Genomic DNA, 15,861 nt, shown 5'->3' with positions numbered 1-15,861 from the left:
TTAAATTACAGGCCAGTAAAATATACTAAAGCAATGCTTAATTATTTAATTAAATCGTGGATTGAATATTTTTTGACCTTTACATGGTGCTAGTTTTTTGAGATCTGCATGAGTGCTGTTTTGTATGAATTCAAAAGCAGCCTCAATAGATTCGAAAGAAATTATCTCTTCTCGTTCATAGTCTTCCGCATCCATATTTTCATCTAGGATCTCATCTACAAAAACCTTATATTCCCCTTTCACTTTTGAATTCCAACTGAAGACCAGAATACCTTTCCATTGTGTGAAAATGAAAAGCGCTGTCCTACTTGCTGCCCTTTCTCGATTTTTTCCATTAAATTTTTATCATTAATCATAAACCACCTGTAATATTAATTACGACTTTAACACCGTCTGTACGTTTAATGTTTATGTGTGGATATGTGCCATGATCATCACTAGGTGCATGGCCTCTTACTCTTCCCGTATTAGGATCAATTGCATAATCTTTATGATAAGCACCGCCCTCTTTAAAACGGTCCATTTTTCTTTTCTTTCGCACACCAATGGCATCTTGCGGCCCAACTCCTTTAACCTTCTGATAACCGGGAAATGCAGCGTGTAACAACTCATCCGCTTCCGCTTTTGTCCTAACTCGACAATAGTATTTTTCCCACCAGTTCTCAGTGCATGGATTTTTTTCGCGCAAGGCAAGAGTCCCAACGGATCCACCCACACCAGCGGATCAACCACATAGGTATACGTATTCAGCCCGCCCAGGAGCCGTATCGGGTCCATCTGGGTGTAACACCCGCCCGCCGGGTCGTAGTTTCCAGGAGCGCTGAATTATGTCGGGATATTACTGTGATTAAGCGCGAAAGGATCGAAGGCGGAATTTAACGGGGATCAAATAATAAAAAGACGGAAAGATTAAATCAATCTCCCGACTTTTTATTCAGTCAACTTTGGCAGTTATTTTACTGATATTACAGCAACATATAAAATTTAAACCTTCAAAGAATTAGCCATCTACTTTTCATAGTTATAATCTTCATATTCCCATGAAAAATAGCGTTGTAATACAAGACAAGATTCGTCCCAGTTTTCTCTTGAACATTTCTTTAGAATATCTTCGATTACTTTCCTAATTAAATAATAATCAAAATAATCAATTACAATAACTCTATTGTCAGATATGAGGAAATCCTTTGATCGCTTCCTCAAGGCTTCTGGGGTGGCAATTTTTACATAAAAATAATTGCTCCCTTTTTCACCATCATTCATACCAATGCATAAATCAATGGCTACATATGTATCTTCAAGAGAAGAAGGTTCCCACTCACTAAGCGGATCGAACATTGTTGAAGACATATCGTATAAAATAAGTTGTGGTTTATTTTTTTTCATATCCGAAAATTCTCTACATCTAAATGAACATTGGCAATAACATCACCATCCCCATTTTTGGTTTCAAAATTCACTTGTTTTCCTGTCTTCGACCATGGGCGGCCGTTAACACGATCAAATCCCCTCTTATCAGCAGGGAATCTGAAAGTTCTCAAACCATCTTCTGACACAAACCCTTTACCGTTGGACATAACTCTATAATTAGGACCTACAAATACTTCACCTAATCTAAACGCATCATTTTGTGATACAACGCCGGTTATTCCCCGATTACCACCTGCGGCAGTCTGATTTTTAATTCTTTTAAGCTTATTCTTAAACTGTTGATTTGTTAACTTACAGGTTAAACCCAGCGGATCGATCCAGTTTAACGGATTCGGCGCATAAGCATACAGGTTTAACCCACCTCTTAGACCAATCGGGTCCATCTGCGTGTAACACCCGGCCGCCGGGTCGTAGTAGCGGAAGGTGTTGTAATGCAGGCCCGTTTCACGGTCCAGGTACTGGCCCTGGAAGCGCAGGTTTTGCGGGGTGTCCCAGGTTACCGGTGTGCTCTCGTGCAGACTGCGGCCCGGATGGTGTCGCCGTTGCTGCCGGTCACGCTGTTCGACTTAAACCCCATTTTTATAGTGCTAAAAAGTCTCTACATTATTTCTCTAGATCGATACGTTTACAAAGAATGATTTATACATCAATTTATTGAATTCAAGCTTTATAAAAAGAAAAAAATTTATATTTTCTGTTTTTATAAAGTAGTAAGCTTCTCTATATAATGGCCGCCTTTTATTGATACGAAAAGATCGTGGCCTATAAATACATAACCTACCCCTCTCTTTTTTCTCATCTATTTCCTCATAAAAACCGGGAATAAGATCGGAACTTTTCTCATACAAAGATAAACCTGATGAGTTATCAGAGAAATAAAATTCACTAAAAGAACGAAAAATAATGTGCGCCACCCTGTATCCAGAATTATTATAGTTTTCATCAGGGATATCATCCTGAGAAATTAAACTGTTTTGTGACATATATGCATTTAAGTCTTGATTTCTAACATCTTCCCCCATAAAAACCATAAAGTAAACCTCTAATCCTTTATCGTCATAATTAAAAAATGGCTCAGTAACACTTTCCATTTTCCAAGAGGACTCCACCATCTTAAGAGTGTTTTTCATTTTACTAACCTTATAATATCTAAAATCGTATTGTTTTTTGGGCCCGGCGTAATGGGAATAGAAGACCCCGGCATGGAAAATACTTCGCCTCGAGATCTTAGTGGGGCTTCCTCTAAGCGAGCTAATAAAATATTAGTAACGGGTACTTCATGTAAAATTGTTGGCCTCATATCCGCAGCAGAAAGTGCCGCCAGTGTTCTATTACTTTCAGCTATTTTCTGGCCTGTTTCTGGATGCACAAAATAGCTAACCGGTAGTTGGTCAGGATGAAGTTTTCCGGTTCTCAAATCGTTAGCCACATCATAAATGCTCCTTCCACGAATATAGTCAGGAGCATCAGAGCCTACATCTCTGAAATTCGCACTAATCCTTTTTTGTCCAAAGGAAATATCACATCCGTTTAAGCCTAACGGATCTAAATGAATTAAAGGGTTTAATACACAAGTATATAAGTTTATACCGCCTGCCAGACCAATCGGGTCCATCTGGGTGTAACATCCGCCCGCCGGGTCGTAGTAGCGGAAGGTGTTGTAGTGCAGGCCCGTTTCGCGGTCCAGGTCCAGGTACTGGCCCTGGAAGCGCAGGTTCTGCGGGGTGTCCCAGGTTACCGGTGTACTCTCCCGCAGGCTGCGGCCCCAGGCGGTGGAAGCCCCACGCCAGACGGTGTCGCCGTTGCTGTCGGTCACGCTGTCCGGCAGGCCGTTCAGTTCCGTGTGGTACCAGAAGATGTCCGCGTGCTCACCGTGGCTGTCGACGCGCGCCAGCGGCTCATAACTGTTTTCGGTGCGGATATACTGCACCGCCGCGTCCGGGTGGCTGTCGCTGGTTTCGCACACCATCTGAAGGCCGGACCGGGCGTACTGCGTGCGCTCCGGTTTGCGGGCAGGGTGTGTAACTGAAGCGCTGCGTCACACTCCGCAGCGAGTCGTGGCGAAACCACGCCCGGAATCTATATACTCCCGGCTCATCCCGTCTAAACCCTGCAGCAAGTGGCGCGGTTATTCGGTGAGAAGAGGAAGTGATTCAGGCGTGTCAGATGCCTTTTTCACCAGGAAGTCGTTACTGGCACCACCTAAGTGCCATCCTTAATATGAAATGGATACACCTGCAACATGCCAGCCGATTATCACAATCCACTATCGCAGGGAGTTAATCATGGCTGAACACGCTTCCAACACACTGCCGGATCTGCTCATTGTGAGTTCTATTCTTACGCTGACTGTAGTTCGCTCCGTTTACACGACGCATGGATGGCACGGGCCAGATTTATTGACGGGATGTCAGTCAAGATCCGGGTTATGCGGGACCTTATTATTATCACACCGCAGCTCACCCGTGAACTCTTTGGCTGTATTAAAGGGATGAGCGTTACGCGCATTAATAAGCAGAAGGTGAACGCGTGGCTGAAAAAAATTCCAGGCGCGCTGGATCATACTAGGGATATCCCGGTTATTAAGCGAGGCAGAACCCAAGGCGGGACCTGAATGGTTAAATAATAAAAAAGCCGGGAATATTTTCCGGCGTTTAATCTTAATCGACTGACAAACCAAATGAGAACAATAGTCCAAGAATCGATGCCTTTTTATCTTCGGCATCAAAGTGGGTTACATCCATATCAAATTCGCACAAAAGATTTTCTTTATCCATCAGAACAAAACCATGAGAATTCAATATATTTGCCAGACCAGGAAGTGCCTGATAAACATCATCATTACAATCAATAACTTTTCCTTCGTAGAATACGAAAGCATATGTTGACACTAAAGACAAATATAAATAAATTGGTTTTTTTAAATACTCAAGCTCTAATGAAACACACACATCATAATTTAAATCAGTATGATCTTTAACTTTGAATAAAGAATAAATATCACTCAATATTTCTTTATACTTCAGAGAGTTATATGATTCCATCACAAAATTGAAATTCGGGCTACTTAAGTCACCATATGCTTTATAAATATCAGATAAAATCTTTTCTCTTTGTATAGTCATGAAAATCAAAGCTCCCTTCCGGCAGGATGCCCATGAGCTTCGCCTTTGGAATCAACATGAACCCTGACTTTAGTTTGTGAACCTCCATTAGGACCAGTTCCAATAGGGCTACCTGTTTCCAAATCAAACTTACCCGGTTGATTGGGGACTGGATTCCCGCGTTCTAATGTGTCACGAACTAATTTATCAACATCGGCTTGACTGTCAAATGCTGACGTTGGTTTCCCCTGCTTTAATCTATTTTTATATTGAGGAGTACCCTGAATATGACCCGCTTGTTTTTGCGGGTTAATTCTTATCGTCTTAGCCGCTTCAGCCCTAGAAATAAATCGACCATTTGCCCCCTGGAACCGTTGAGCTTTATCATTCCATTTTATACAACTTAAACCCAGCGGATCCACCCACCCCAGCGGATCAACCACATAGGTATAAGTGTTCAGCCCGCCCAGCAAACCAATCGGGTCCATCTGGGTGTAACACCCGCCCGCCGGGTCGTAGTAACGGAAAGTATTGTAGTGCAGGCCCGTTTCGCGGTCCAGGTACTGGCCCTGGAAGCGCAGGTTCTGCGGGGTATCCCAGTTTACCGGTGTGCTCTCGCGCAGGCTGCGGCCCCAGGCGGAGGAAGTCCCGCGCCAGACGGTGTCGCCGTTGCTGTCGGTCACGCTCTCCGGCAGGCCGTTCAGTTCCGTGTGGTACCAGAAGATCTCCGCATGCTGCCCATGGCTGTCAACACGCGCCAGCGGTTCATAGCTGTTTTCGGTGTAGATATACTGCACCGCTGCGTCCGGGTGACTGTCGCTGGTTTCACCCACCATCTGCAGGCCGGACCAGGCGTACTGCGTGCGTTCCGGTTTACGGGCATGGCGTCGCCACACCTGTTTCTCCGTACGGCGGCCTGGCGCGTCGTAGCGGTATTCTGCTTTTGTGAACTCCGCGTCACCGTCGATTTCCACCCGGCTGATGCGGTGTTCGTCATCGTAGCTGAAGCGCTGCGTCACTCTCCGGTGCGTGTCGTGGCGCACGGTCATACGCCCGAAACCGTCGTACTCACGGCTGACGCCGTCCAGACGTTTCAGCAGGTTGTTCCATACCGGTTGTAAATCCGGGGTGGTACGGTTGTCCGCCGCGTCATACCAGAAACGCTCCTCCACTTCCGGCTGCAGGCTCTGCGTCATGCGCCCTGCCGCGTCGTAGCCCCACAGGGACTGACGGTACTTCTCTGCCGGGGTGGACGGCGCGCCGTCGGTGTACATGCGGCGGATTATCTGGTCCGCGCGGTCCCACTGGTAGCGGCGCTCGGAGACCAGGCGGTCGCGCAGGTTGTCGGTGCAGCGCCGGTGCGTGATGCGCCCGGCCATGTCGTAGTGCGTCTCCAGCTCCAGCGCGCCCATCGTGCGGTGCGTCTCCCGGTGCAGGCGGTCACGCTGGTAGCCGGTGATCTGCAGCGTTTTGCCGCTCAGGGAGAGCTGCATCTCCAGCAGGTGCCCGGTGCCGTAGCGCAAGAATTTCAGCACCCTCCCGTCCGGGAAGGTGGTGGCACTGAGGTTGCTTAAGGCAACGACTATCGCAATTTTTGATACTTAATAGATAAAGTCATCTAACTAGAAATGATATTTGTAAAATTCGATAACTCAAACTTCGCTGTCCAAATCAAATATTGAATATACTCAATTTAATATGATTTGTGGTAAGATAGTACACATTAGCTTATATAGTAAAAGTTGGAGCAAGAATATCATGAAAAAAACCCAATAAATACCCCTCTACCAGAAAAAGAGATTAGAGCTTTTTATACAGAAGACTTTATTCGCGTTTACCAAGCATATTCTGACAATATTGCTGACAGCGCTCTTGATAATAAAACTTTTGTTTCTCCTCCTTTTAGCACGTCGAGAATGACATGGATTAAACCTTCTTTCTTATGGATGATGTATCGTTCGGGATGGGGCACGAAAGATTATAATCAAAGCCGTATTTTGGCAATTGACCTCAGCCACGAAGGCTTTAAAGACATTCTTTCTAAAGGCATACTAAGTAACCATAAAAGCCATGAGACAGAACAGCACACCGAATGGAAGAAAAAAATAAAAGAATCAGACGTTGTTATACAATGGGATCCAGAGCGAGACATATTCCTAAATAAACTTAATCATCGTACGATTCAGATCGGATTGCGTAATCAAGCCGTAATCGATTACTGCCAAAAATGGATAATTAACATATCAGATTTAACTAAAGATGTAAGGCATATATACAAGTTAATTAAATCAGATAATGTAAGTGAAGCAATAGGACTTCTACCGAAGGAAAGGGTTTATGATGTCACCTTATAACTAATAATTACAGGTATAAATCAGCATTGAAGAAATTAAAAAACAAAAATATATAATAAACATCTAAATTATATATTTAAAGATTTAAAATCTATAATGCTTGTTTTAAAGAATAGTGATGCAGAATTTATATTTTCACCATTTCATTCTTGATTTTACTTAATCTCTCTAAAAAAGTGAGTTATCAATTCATATTAAAAATTGGTTTAGTAAGCATCTGGTATAATAGTATCGGGCACTTAACTTTAATAAATAAGCATTAATCAACCCAATATAACTCTTGACCCTTTAATTTGTTAGTTCTAATAAGGAGTCTCAAAAACCGATACAGTTATAAACAATCTATACCCCCTAGTGTCTACCACAAGCTTACTCTAAAATTATTAATATTATTTCATTTAAAAGTCTACTAATTTTTAAAATCAACCTTTCAATAAGTTTTTCCTATAATCCATACCATTTCTTATCCAAAAGCGTTCACAATCATCCAACAAACCATCATCACAAAAATCAACTACTTCACCCACCCAATTTTGTGGTACATATTTCTCATAGTGCATATTTTCTACATATTGTGAGTAGAGTTTTTTCTCGTCGAAGTCAATAAACAAATCAGGCATAAGATCGTACACACTCCACCATGAATCTTCTATTGATAATCGCTTGTAAAATTCATCAGCGATCTCGTTCTTGTTATAAAGATATCCATCTTTAATCAGACGGCGTATGAATTCATCTGCATTTTGTTCATTAAAAACAGGGATATCATATCTTTCTTGATGAATATAAAAATTCAAATCATCAATACCATTTCTAACAAAATCCGCTACCCATTTAATTCTGTCCATTACCCACATTTCTTTAAAAGCGGCAAACCAATAATAATGGTGATTATTTTTTAATATAACTAAAACATTTTCATCTTTGTTAATATTCATAAAAACCTTCTATTATTTAGCTGTTCCAGATCCCGGGATAGCAACTGCTTCCAACCACTCAGCCCATATTGGGGGCAATTCATAAGACCTACCGGGAGTAGTAGGATCAACACGTTTTGGAGCTAACCCCCTTGATTTAATGGGTTAGTACGGTACCCCGCCTGAGGTATAGCAGTTTCTTCGATAAAGTCAGTCATCCATTTAGGCACTTTAAAGCTTACAACTTGTGCATTATTTCCCCTTATATCAAGGAAATGTTGAGCATGTGCACTATCTCCAATACTAATATTTAATGTCCCACGCTGAATCTTAGGACTTTGAGAGTCATCTAAAGTGATTCTAATACGGCTGGCATTAGGCGGAGTGCCTCCCTGAACCCTAAAAATAGATTCGGTCGTATTGCTGTTCACTGTTTTACACATCAACCCCAACGGGTCCACCCACCCCAGTGGATCAATCATATAGGTATAGGTGTTCAGCCCGCCCAGTAAACCAATCGGATCCATCTGGGTGTAACACCCGCCCGCCGGGTCGTAGTAGCGGAAGGTGTTGTAGTGCAGGCCCGTTTCACGGTCCAGGTACTGGCCCTGGAAGCGCAGGTTTTGCGGGGTGTCCCAGGTTACCGGTGTGCTCTCGTGCAGACTGCGGCCCGGATGGTGTCGCCGTTGCTGCCGGTCACGCTGTTCGACTTAAACCCCATTTTTATAGTGCTAAAAAGTCTCTACATTATTTCTCTAGATCGATACGTTTACAAAGAATGATTTATACATCAATTTATTGAATTCAAGCTTTATAAAAAGAAAAAATTTATATTTTCTGTTTTTATAAAGTAGTAAGCTTCTCTATATAATGGCCGCCTTTTATTGATACGAAAAGATCGTGGCCTATAAATACATAACCTACCCTCTCTTTTTTCTCATCTATTTCCTCATAAAACCCGGGAATAAGATCGGAACTTTTCTCATACAAAGATAAACCTGATGAGTTATCAGAGAAATAAAATTCACTAAAAGAACGAAAAATAATGTGCGCCACCCTGTATCCAGAATTATTATAGTTTTCATCAGGGATATCATCCTGAGAAATTAAACTGTTTTGTGACATATATGCATTTAAGTCTTGATTTCTAACATCTTCCCCCATAAAAACCATAAAGTAAACCTCTAATCCTTTATCGTCATAATTAAAAAATGGCTCAGTAACACTTTCCATTTTCCAAGAGGACTCCACCATCTTAAGAGTGTTTTTCATTTTACTAACCTTATAATATCTAAAATCGTATTGTTTTTTGGGCCCGGCGTAATGGGAATAGAAGACCCCGGCATGGAAAATACTTCGCCTCGAGATCTTAGTGGGGCTTCCTCTAAGCGAGCTAATAAAATATTAGTAACGGGTACTTCATGTAAAATTGTTGGCCTCATATCCGCAGCAGAAAGTGCCGCCAGTGTTCTATTACTTTCAGCTATTTTCTGGCCTGTTTCTGGATGCACAAAATAGCTAACCGGTAGTTGGTCAGGATGAAGTTTTCCGGTTCTCAAATCGTTAGCCACATCATAAATGCTCCTTCCACGAATATAGTCAGGAGCATCAGAGCCTACATCTCTGAAATTCGCACTAATCCTTTTTTGTCCAAAGGAAATATCACATCCGTTTAAGCCTAACGGATCTAAATGAATTAAAGGGTTTAATACATAAGTATATAAGTTTATACCGCCTGCCAGACCAATCGGGTCCATCTGGGTGTAACATCCGCCCGCCGGGTCGTAGTAGCGGAAGGTGTTGTAGTGCAGGCCCGTTTCGCGGTCCAGGTACTGGCCCTGGAAGCGCAGGTTCTGCGGGGTGTCCCAGGTTACCGGTGTACTCTCCCGCAGGCTGCGGCCCCAGGCGGTGGAAGCCCCACGCCAGACGGTGTCGCCGTTGCTGTCGGTCACGCTGTCCGGCAGGCCGTTCAGTTCCGTGTGGTACCAGAAGATGTCCGCATGCTCACCGTGGCTGTCGACGCGTGCCAGCGGTTCATAGCTGTTTTCGGTGTAGATATACTGCACCGCCGTGTCCGGGTGACTGTCGCTGGTTTCACCCACCATCTGCAGGCCGGACCAGGCGTACTGCGTGCGTTCCGGTTTACGGGCATGGCGTCGCCACACCTGTTTCTCGGTGCGGCGGCCTGGCGCGTCGTAGCGATATTCTGCTTTTGTGAACTCCGCGTCACCGTCGATTTCCACCCGGCTGATACGGTGCTCGTCGTCGTAGCTGAAGCGCTGCGTCACTCTCCGGTGCGTGTCGTGGCGCACGGTCATGCGCCCGAAACCGTCGTATTCCCGGCTGACGCCGTCCAGGCGTTTCAGCAGGTTGTTCCACACCGGCTGCAGCGCCGGCGTGGTGCGGTTGTCCGCGGCGTCATACCAGAAACGCTCTTCCCCTTCCGGCTGCAGGCTCTGCGTCATGCGCCCGGCCGCGTCGTAGCCCCACAGGGACTGGCGGTACTTCTCCGCCGGGGTGGACGGTGCACCGTCGGTATACATGCGGCGGATTATCTGGTCCGCGCGGTCCCACTGGTAGCGGCGCTCCGAGACCAGACGGTCGCGCAGGTTGTCCGTGCAGCGCCGGTGCGTGATGCGCCCCGCCATGTCGTAGTGCGTCTCCAGCTCCAGCGGACCCATCGTGCGGTGCGTCTCCCGGTGCAGGCGGTCACGCTGGTAGCCGGTAACCGGCAGCGTTTTGCCGCTCAGGGAGAGCTGCATCTCCAGCAGGTGCCCGGTGCCGTAGCGCAGGAACTTCAGCTCCCGCCCGTCCGGGAAGGTGGTGGCACTGAGGTTGCTTAAGGCATCGTATTCATGCTGATAGATGCCGGAGTGGTTCTCTTCGCGGACCAGGTCGCCAAGCTTGTTGCGCGCAAGGATAATGACGTCGGTGTGCGCCGGCTCGCGCATCTCCACCGTAGCATGGCGCCACTCGGTGTAGGCAAACCGTGTTTCGCCCCCGTCGGTACGAATGCAAAATAGCGGGGGCCGACGGGGCTGTTAGAACACTTATTTCTTTAAAGCACTGGGATCAAATACGATCAGATCATGGCCTTTGAGACCACAAGGCCAGCCGCCTTTTTTATAGCAATCAAATATTTCCTCAAGAAGGCTATTGAGTAGAGGATTATCTAAGAATCTATTTATTGCCACTGCAGAGAGAACAAAAAAAGCATCTTCGCGAGCATCAGAAAATAAAAAATCATCATAATCAGTGTTGAGTTTTTTTACTTTCCTCTTCCTGTATTCCAATAAAATACCAGCATGTTTGATTTGTAAGTTTGCTAAATATTCATTAACAACCTCTTCAGCATCATCAAACTTATCATGAACCCTTAAATCTTTTCTATTATTTTCAATAGCATCCTTCCAGACTTTATATGGTGAGGATAGATTTTGCTCAAAAGCAAATTCATACGCGTCACTCAAAGAATCTGTAATTACATAACTTTTAACATCTTTTGCAGATAAACCTTTAAAAAAAGAATTTGTAAAAATAAAACCTAGCGATTCAAACACATAGCTTGTATTCACCCCCCTCCTCCTTTACTGAAAATTTTGGCCCATACGTCGTTAACTTTAGAATTACCTATTGCCCCACCAGCTGTATCCATATCTAACGGCCTAAGCAGGTAACCATTTTTCAAACCGGTACGTGCAATATCCTGTATTTCAGCACTCTATGTTGAAATTGCTTTTAGACTGACTTAAGTCAATCCTATCTAATGCAGACTTAATTGCTTTAGTATAGCCATCATGGTTTACTTGATGCCGGGCCATAGCACTTATCTGTGAATCTTTTTTCCTTAAAAAGATTCCGTTTACGTTGTCATCAATATAATAATTGATTCTCTTAAGCGCAGGGTGATTAGCCAATTCTTTAGGAATGATATGGTGAGCCTGGTATCCTTTCCACGAGGTTGAACGTGGCAACCCCATCCCCTCCATCATATTTTTACCAAGAGTAGTAGAACAACCAACTAACCCCAGCGGATTAACCACATAGGTATAGGTGTTCAGCCCGCCCAGTAAACCAATCGGGTCCATCTGCGTGTAACACCCGCCCGCCGGGTCGTAGTAGCGGAAGGAGTGAAGTACAGAGTCATTTCCTTGTTCAGATAATGACTCTGGAAGCGCGACTTCAACGAGATCGCCATTTCAGTGCATTGTTTCACGCCTCGTCCATAATAATGGAACTACACGCACCGCAAGAAAAAAACTTCTACATATAATTATTGTTATATTCTATTTTTAAGATAGTAGTCTAAATATTTCTGAGGTCGATCCTGGAACGCTCTTTTTTTCCCATAGCTATATGCTTCATCAAAATACTTTATAGCTTCATCGTATTGACCAAGTTCATAACAAACCATCCCAAGATCGATCAATGGAGATGTGTCAATTTCTGAACTACGCGTTTTTAGAGAGACTTCCCCCCATTCTTTCGATGTTGTGAAATTTTCCAAATCAAAATATATACTATACAAGCAGGATGCTACCCAATTTGAAATTTCCCATTCTATCTTTGGTTCTGGAATCAAGGACCAAGCTTTGAGATATAATAGCAGCGCCTCATCTAATTTATTAACATCATGTTTTGCGTTGCCATTCTCAATGACAAAAACAATTTCACCTTCCAGCTTTTCATTAACTTTAGATAATTCTTTCATTAGCTTTCATCCTAGTCAGTTAAAATATCTCGATTTCTCAGCTGGCCCAATAAATTCCTCAATGTCTTTATATCTATCGGTCAAAAGGGCTCCTTGAGAACGGTTATGTCCGTAATACTCTAATTCATAATTATCAGGATCCAGCATCCATTTTCTGACATCTTTGGATTTAGCCCCATAGTATCCTCCCTTCTGATTCCAATGTTTGACTGCATCTGTTAAATGCGCCATATCAGCATCACGGACACTATACCATTTACCATCTGTCGAACTCTTAAACTGCATGCGAGGCCCTGTACCACGAATGCGACCCTCGCTGCGCATTCGCTCAATTACGAGTTTCCCTGTACGACTATTTTTTCCAGGTGTTCGACCCATATATTTCAGACGACAACTCGTTAACCCCAACGGATCCACCCAACCCAGCGGATCAACCACATAGGTATAGGTGTTCAGCCCGCCCAGTAAACCAATTGGGTCCATCTGGGTGTAACACCCGCCCGCCGGGTCGTAGTAGCGGAAGGTGTTGTAATGCAGGCCCGTTTCGCGGTCCAGGTACTGGCCCTGGAAGCGCAGGTTCTGCGGAGTGTCCCAGGTTACCGGTGTGCTTTCCCGCAGGCTGCGGCCCCAGGCGGTGGAAGCGCCGCGCCAGACGGTGTCGCCGTTGCTGTCGGTCACGCTGTCCGGCAGGCCGTTGAGTTCAGTGTGATACCAGAAGATGTCCGCGTGCTCACCATGGCTGTCGACGCGCGCCAGCGGTTCATAGCTGTTTTCGGTGTAGATATACTGCACCGCCGCGTCCGGATGGCTGTCGCGGGTTTCGCCCACCATCTGCAGGCCGGACCAGGCGTACTGCATACGTTCCGGTTTCCGGGCATGGCGTCGCCACACCTGTTTCTCCGTGCGTCGGCCCAGCGCGTCATAGCGGTATTCGGCTTTTGTGAACTCCGCGTCGCCGTCGATAGTGACCTGGCTGATGCGGTGCTCATCGTCGTAGCTGAAACGCTGCGTCACTCTCCGGTGCGTGTCGTGGCGCACGGTCATGCGCCCGAAACCGTCGTATTCCCGGCTGACGCCGTCCAGGCGTTTCAGCAGGTTGTTCCACACCGGCTGCAGCGCCGGCGTGGTGCGGTTGTCCGCGGCGTCATACCAGAAACGCTCTTCCCCTTCCGGCTGCAGGCTCTGCGTCATGCGCCCGGCCGCGTCGTAGCCCCACAGGGACTGGCGGTACTTCTCAGCAGGGGTGGAGGGGGCGCCGTCGGTGTACATGCGGCGGATTATCTGGTCCGCACGGTCCCACTGGTAGCGGCGCTCGGAGACCAGACGGTCGCGCAGGTTGTCCGTGCAGCGCCGGTGCGTGATGCGCCCGGCCATGTCGTAGTGCGTCTCCAGCTCCAGCGCGCCCATCGTGCGGTGCGTCTCCCGGTGCAGGCGGTCACGCTGGTAGCCGGTGACCGGCAGCGTTTTTCCGCTCAGGGAGAGCTGCATCTCCAGCAGGTGCCCGGTGCCGTAGCGCAGGAACTTCAGTTCCCGCCCGTCCGGGAAGGTGGTGGCGCTGAGGTTGCTTAAGGCATCATATTCATGCTGATAAACGCCGGAATGGTTCTCCTCGCGGACCAGGTCGCCAAGCTTGTTACGTGCCAAAATGATGGCTTCGCTGTGCGCCGGCTCGCGCATCTCCACCGCGGCCTGACGCCACTCAGTGTAGGCAAACCGTGTTTCGCGCCCGTCGGTACGAATGCAGAATGGCAGGGTCCGACGGGGCTGTTAGAATACTTATTTCTTTAAAGCACTGGGATCAAATACGATTAGGTCATGGCCTTTGAGACCACAAGGCCAGCCGCCTTTTTTATAGCAATCAAATATTTCCTCAAGAAGACTATTGCGTAGAGGATTATCTAAGAATCTATTTATTGCCACTGTGGAGAGAACAAAAAAAGCATCTTCGCGAGCATCAGAAAATAAAAAATCATCATAATCGGTGTTGATTTTTTTTACTTTTTTCTTCCTGTATTCCAATAAAATACCAGCATGTTGGGTTTGTAGGTTTGCTAAATATTCATTAACAACCTCTTCCGCATCATCAAAATTATCATGAACCCTTAAATCTTTTCTATAATTTTCAATAACATCCTTCCAGACTTTATATGGTGAGGATAGATTCTGCTCAAAAGCAAATTCATAGGCGTCACTCAAAGAATCTGTAATTACATAACTTTTAACATCTTCTGCAGATAAACCTTTAAAAAAAGAATTTGTAAAAATAAAATCTATCGGTTCAAATACATAACTTGTATTCACTCCCAACCTCATTTACTAAAATTTTTGGTCCAAACGTTTTTTACAGATTACTTCACCATGTGTATCCACATATTCAAACCCGAGCTTAAGAAAAAAGTATTTTTACTTAACGAGATTTTGTTTACACTAACATTAATATAGCAGATAAAGTTTTACTCGTAATGTGATTTAAATAATTACTCGCACTGGTTGATTTATTTTACTCAAGCAACCAAACAACTTCACTTATATTAACCAAGGGTCTTAAGGGTGTTTGTCATTCTTTATAAAACCGCCTTTTGAAGCGACTTACCATCATTTACAAAAATGAAGATACGTTATTACTTTAAGATAAAATTGCAAAAACAAAAAAAATAAAAATTTCTAATGCGATGCAATGTCGAAATAAAAATTCGACATAGACTTTGTTGCAGTGGAATTTAAAATAACATTACTAATAACACATTAAATTAGTTAGAAATGGTTGCATAAACCACTTCTAACTAAGAAGGACGTCAGTTTTATTATATGTTGTTCCAAAAATCTTGATTGGTTGCACCTGTGAACTTAATCGCATCCTGCGCGGAAATTTCCTTTAAAAATAAAGAACCCACCACTCTAATAAATAATTCAAAATCGTCTGCGACTGGTCGATCATCATTTACACTAGGTTCACTGGTGATTGCATATATCATTCCTGTAACTGTATTCAAGAGAATAGTATATGGGTCTGACAAAGCAATAACAATGATTGATTTTGGCCGTAAACTCCCTTCCCACCAATTATTAAAACCATCTCCTTCATTTAAATAAATTAATTTCTCAAGATAATCACCCCCTGTTCCAAATGATATATTCCCAAGAGAGAAATTATCTAAATTGTATTCCATGATAAAAGATAAAAAACTACCTTTTAATTTCACATGAAGGTGACTTTCAAGTTTTTCCAAGTTGTTTACGGGAGTGTCTCTTTTCCTCAAAATTAAATCATCCATTTCACCTTGAAAAGGAGAGAATTTATTATATAACTCAACCTCAATTTCTTTAATAGTTAATAACATTAC

The 15,861-nt window shown here is 44.5% G+C and carries 15 protein-coding genes and 4 pseudogenes; 1 reads left to right on the top strand and 18 read right to left on the bottom strand.

Annotated elements, in window-relative coordinates; all coding sequences use genetic code 11:
* Positions 1-45 precede the first annotated feature (45 nt).
* The 8 genes and pseudogenes from HF650_RS01385 to HF650_RS01345 all read right to left on the bottom strand — a co-directional run.
* Positions 46-243: a hypothetical protein gene (locus tag HF650_RS01385; RefSeq protein ID WP_187800876.1), complete on the bottom strand. Its 198-nt coding sequence runs from the start codon at positions 241-243 to the stop codon at positions 46-48.
* A gap of 109 nt (positions 244-352) precedes the next feature.
* A complete protein-coding gene (locus tag HF650_RS01380) occupies positions 353-715 on the bottom strand; it encodes a hypothetical protein (protein ID WP_223284350.1) in 363 nt (120 codons plus the stop codon).
* 293 nt (positions 716-1,008) lie between these two features.
* Positions 1,009-1,386: an Imm8 family immunity protein gene (locus HF650_RS01370; RefSeq protein WP_187800875.1), complete on the bottom strand. Its 378-nt coding sequence runs from the start codon at positions 1,384-1,386 to the stop codon at positions 1,009-1,011.
* Between the two features lie 335 nt (positions 1,387-1,721).
* Positions 1,722-1,913, bottom strand: a pseudogene (locus HF650_RS01365) (RHS repeat-associated core domain-containing protein); the annotation flags it as partial.
* Between the two features lie 129 nt (positions 1,914-2,042).
* Positions 2,043-2,561, bottom strand: coding sequence for a hypothetical protein (locus tag HF650_RS01360; RefSeq protein WP_223284250.1), 519 nt, complete (start codon positions 2,559-2,561; stop codon positions 2,043-2,045).
* Positions 2,562-2,959: 398 nt separating this feature from the next.
* Positions 2,960-3,494: pseudogene (locus HF650_RS25090) on the bottom strand (RHS repeat-associated core domain-containing protein); the annotation flags it as partial.
* 597 nt (positions 3,495-4,091) lie between these two features.
* Positions 4,092-4,556, bottom strand: a complete 465-nt coding sequence (locus HF650_RS01350) for a hypothetical protein (protein WP_187800873.1) — start codon at positions 4,554-4,556, stop codon at positions 4,092-4,094.
* A gap of 380 nt (positions 4,557-4,936) precedes the next feature.
* A pseudogene (locus HF650_RS01345) lies at positions 4,937-6,112 on the bottom strand (RHS repeat-associated core domain-containing protein); the annotation flags it as partial.
* Positions 6,113-6,277: 165 nt separating this feature from the next.
* On the opposite strand from HF650_RS01345, the gene HF650_RS01340 reads away from it, so the two are divergent.
* Positions 6,278-6,889: a DUF4291 domain-containing protein gene (locus HF650_RS01340; protein WP_223284249.1), complete on the top strand. Its 612-nt coding sequence runs from the start codon at positions 6,278-6,280 to the stop codon at positions 6,887-6,889.
* A gap of 422 nt (positions 6,890-7,311) precedes the next feature.
* On the opposite strand, the gene HF650_RS01335 is transcribed toward HF650_RS01340, so the two are convergent.
* The 10 genes and pseudogenes from HF650_RS01335 to HF650_RS01290 all read right to left on the bottom strand — a co-directional run bounded on the left by HF650_RS01335 (position 7,312) and on the right by HF650_RS01290 (position 15,858).
* Positions 7,312-7,827 carry a hypothetical protein gene (locus HF650_RS01335; protein ID WP_187800872.1) on the bottom strand — a complete coding sequence of 172 codons (516 nt, stop codon included), beginning with the start codon at positions 7,825-7,827 and terminating at the stop codon, positions 7,312-7,314.
* A gap of 122 nt (positions 7,828-7,949) precedes the next feature.
* On the bottom strand, positions 7,950-8,387 hold the full coding sequence (locus HF650_RS25080) for an RHS repeat-associated core domain-containing protein (protein WP_249118861.1): 438 nt from the start codon (positions 8,385-8,387) through the stop codon (positions 7,950-7,952).
* A gap of 262 nt (positions 8,388-8,649) precedes the next feature.
* The gene (locus HF650_RS01325) at positions 8,650-9,078 is read right to left on the bottom strand and encodes a hypothetical protein (RefSeq protein WP_187800871.1); all 429 of its coding nucleotides are present in this window, start codon (positions 9,076-9,078) and stop codon (positions 8,650-8,652) included.
* Entirely contained in the window at positions 9,075-10,757 is a 1,683-nt protein-coding gene (locus HF650_RS01320) for an RHS repeat-associated core domain-containing protein (RefSeq protein ID WP_187800870.1), read from the bottom strand. Before HF650_RS01320 ends, HF650_RS01325 begins: the two co-directional genes overlap by 4 nt.
* A 99-nt stretch (positions 10,758-10,856) precedes the next feature.
* Positions 10,857-11,381 (bottom strand): hypothetical protein, encoded by a 525-nt coding sequence (locus HF650_RS01315; RefSeq protein WP_187800869.1) that lies wholly within the window; start codon positions 11,379-11,381, stop codon positions 10,857-10,859.
* A gap of 138 nt (positions 11,382-11,519) precedes the next feature.
* Positions 11,520-11,894, bottom strand: coding sequence for an AHH domain-containing protein (locus HF650_RS25075; RefSeq protein ID WP_249118857.1), 375 nt, complete (start codon positions 11,892-11,894; stop codon positions 11,520-11,522).
* A gap of 191 nt (positions 11,895-12,085) precedes the next feature.
* Positions 12,086-12,517, bottom strand: coding sequence for a tetratricopeptide repeat protein (locus HF650_RS01305; RefSeq protein ID WP_187800868.1), 432 nt, complete (start codon positions 12,515-12,517; stop codon positions 12,086-12,088).
* 15 nt (positions 12,518-12,532) lie between these two features.
* Positions 12,533-14,233, bottom strand: a pseudogene (locus tag HF650_RS01300) (RHS repeat-associated core domain-containing protein); the annotation flags it as partial.
* Positions 14,234-14,293: 60 nt separating this feature from the next.
* Positions 14,294-14,818 (bottom strand): hypothetical protein, encoded by a 525-nt coding sequence (locus tag HF650_RS01295; protein ID WP_187800867.1) that lies wholly within the window; start codon positions 14,816-14,818, stop codon positions 14,294-14,296.
* Between the two features lie 503 nt (positions 14,819-15,321).
* Entirely contained in the window at positions 15,322-15,858 is a 537-nt protein-coding gene (locus HF650_RS01290; protein WP_187800866.1) for a nuclease, read from the bottom strand.
* Positions 15,859-15,861: the final 3 nt, after the last annotated feature.

It is taken from the genome of Kosakonia sp. SMBL-WEM22 (assembly GCF_014490785.1).
Taxonomy (GTDB): Bacteria; Pseudomonadota; Gammaproteobacteria; order Enterobacterales; family Enterobacteriaceae; genus Kosakonia.
The sequence above is the reverse complement of the archived record's forward strand: the minus strand, read 5'-3'. Positions and strand labels throughout refer to the sequence as shown.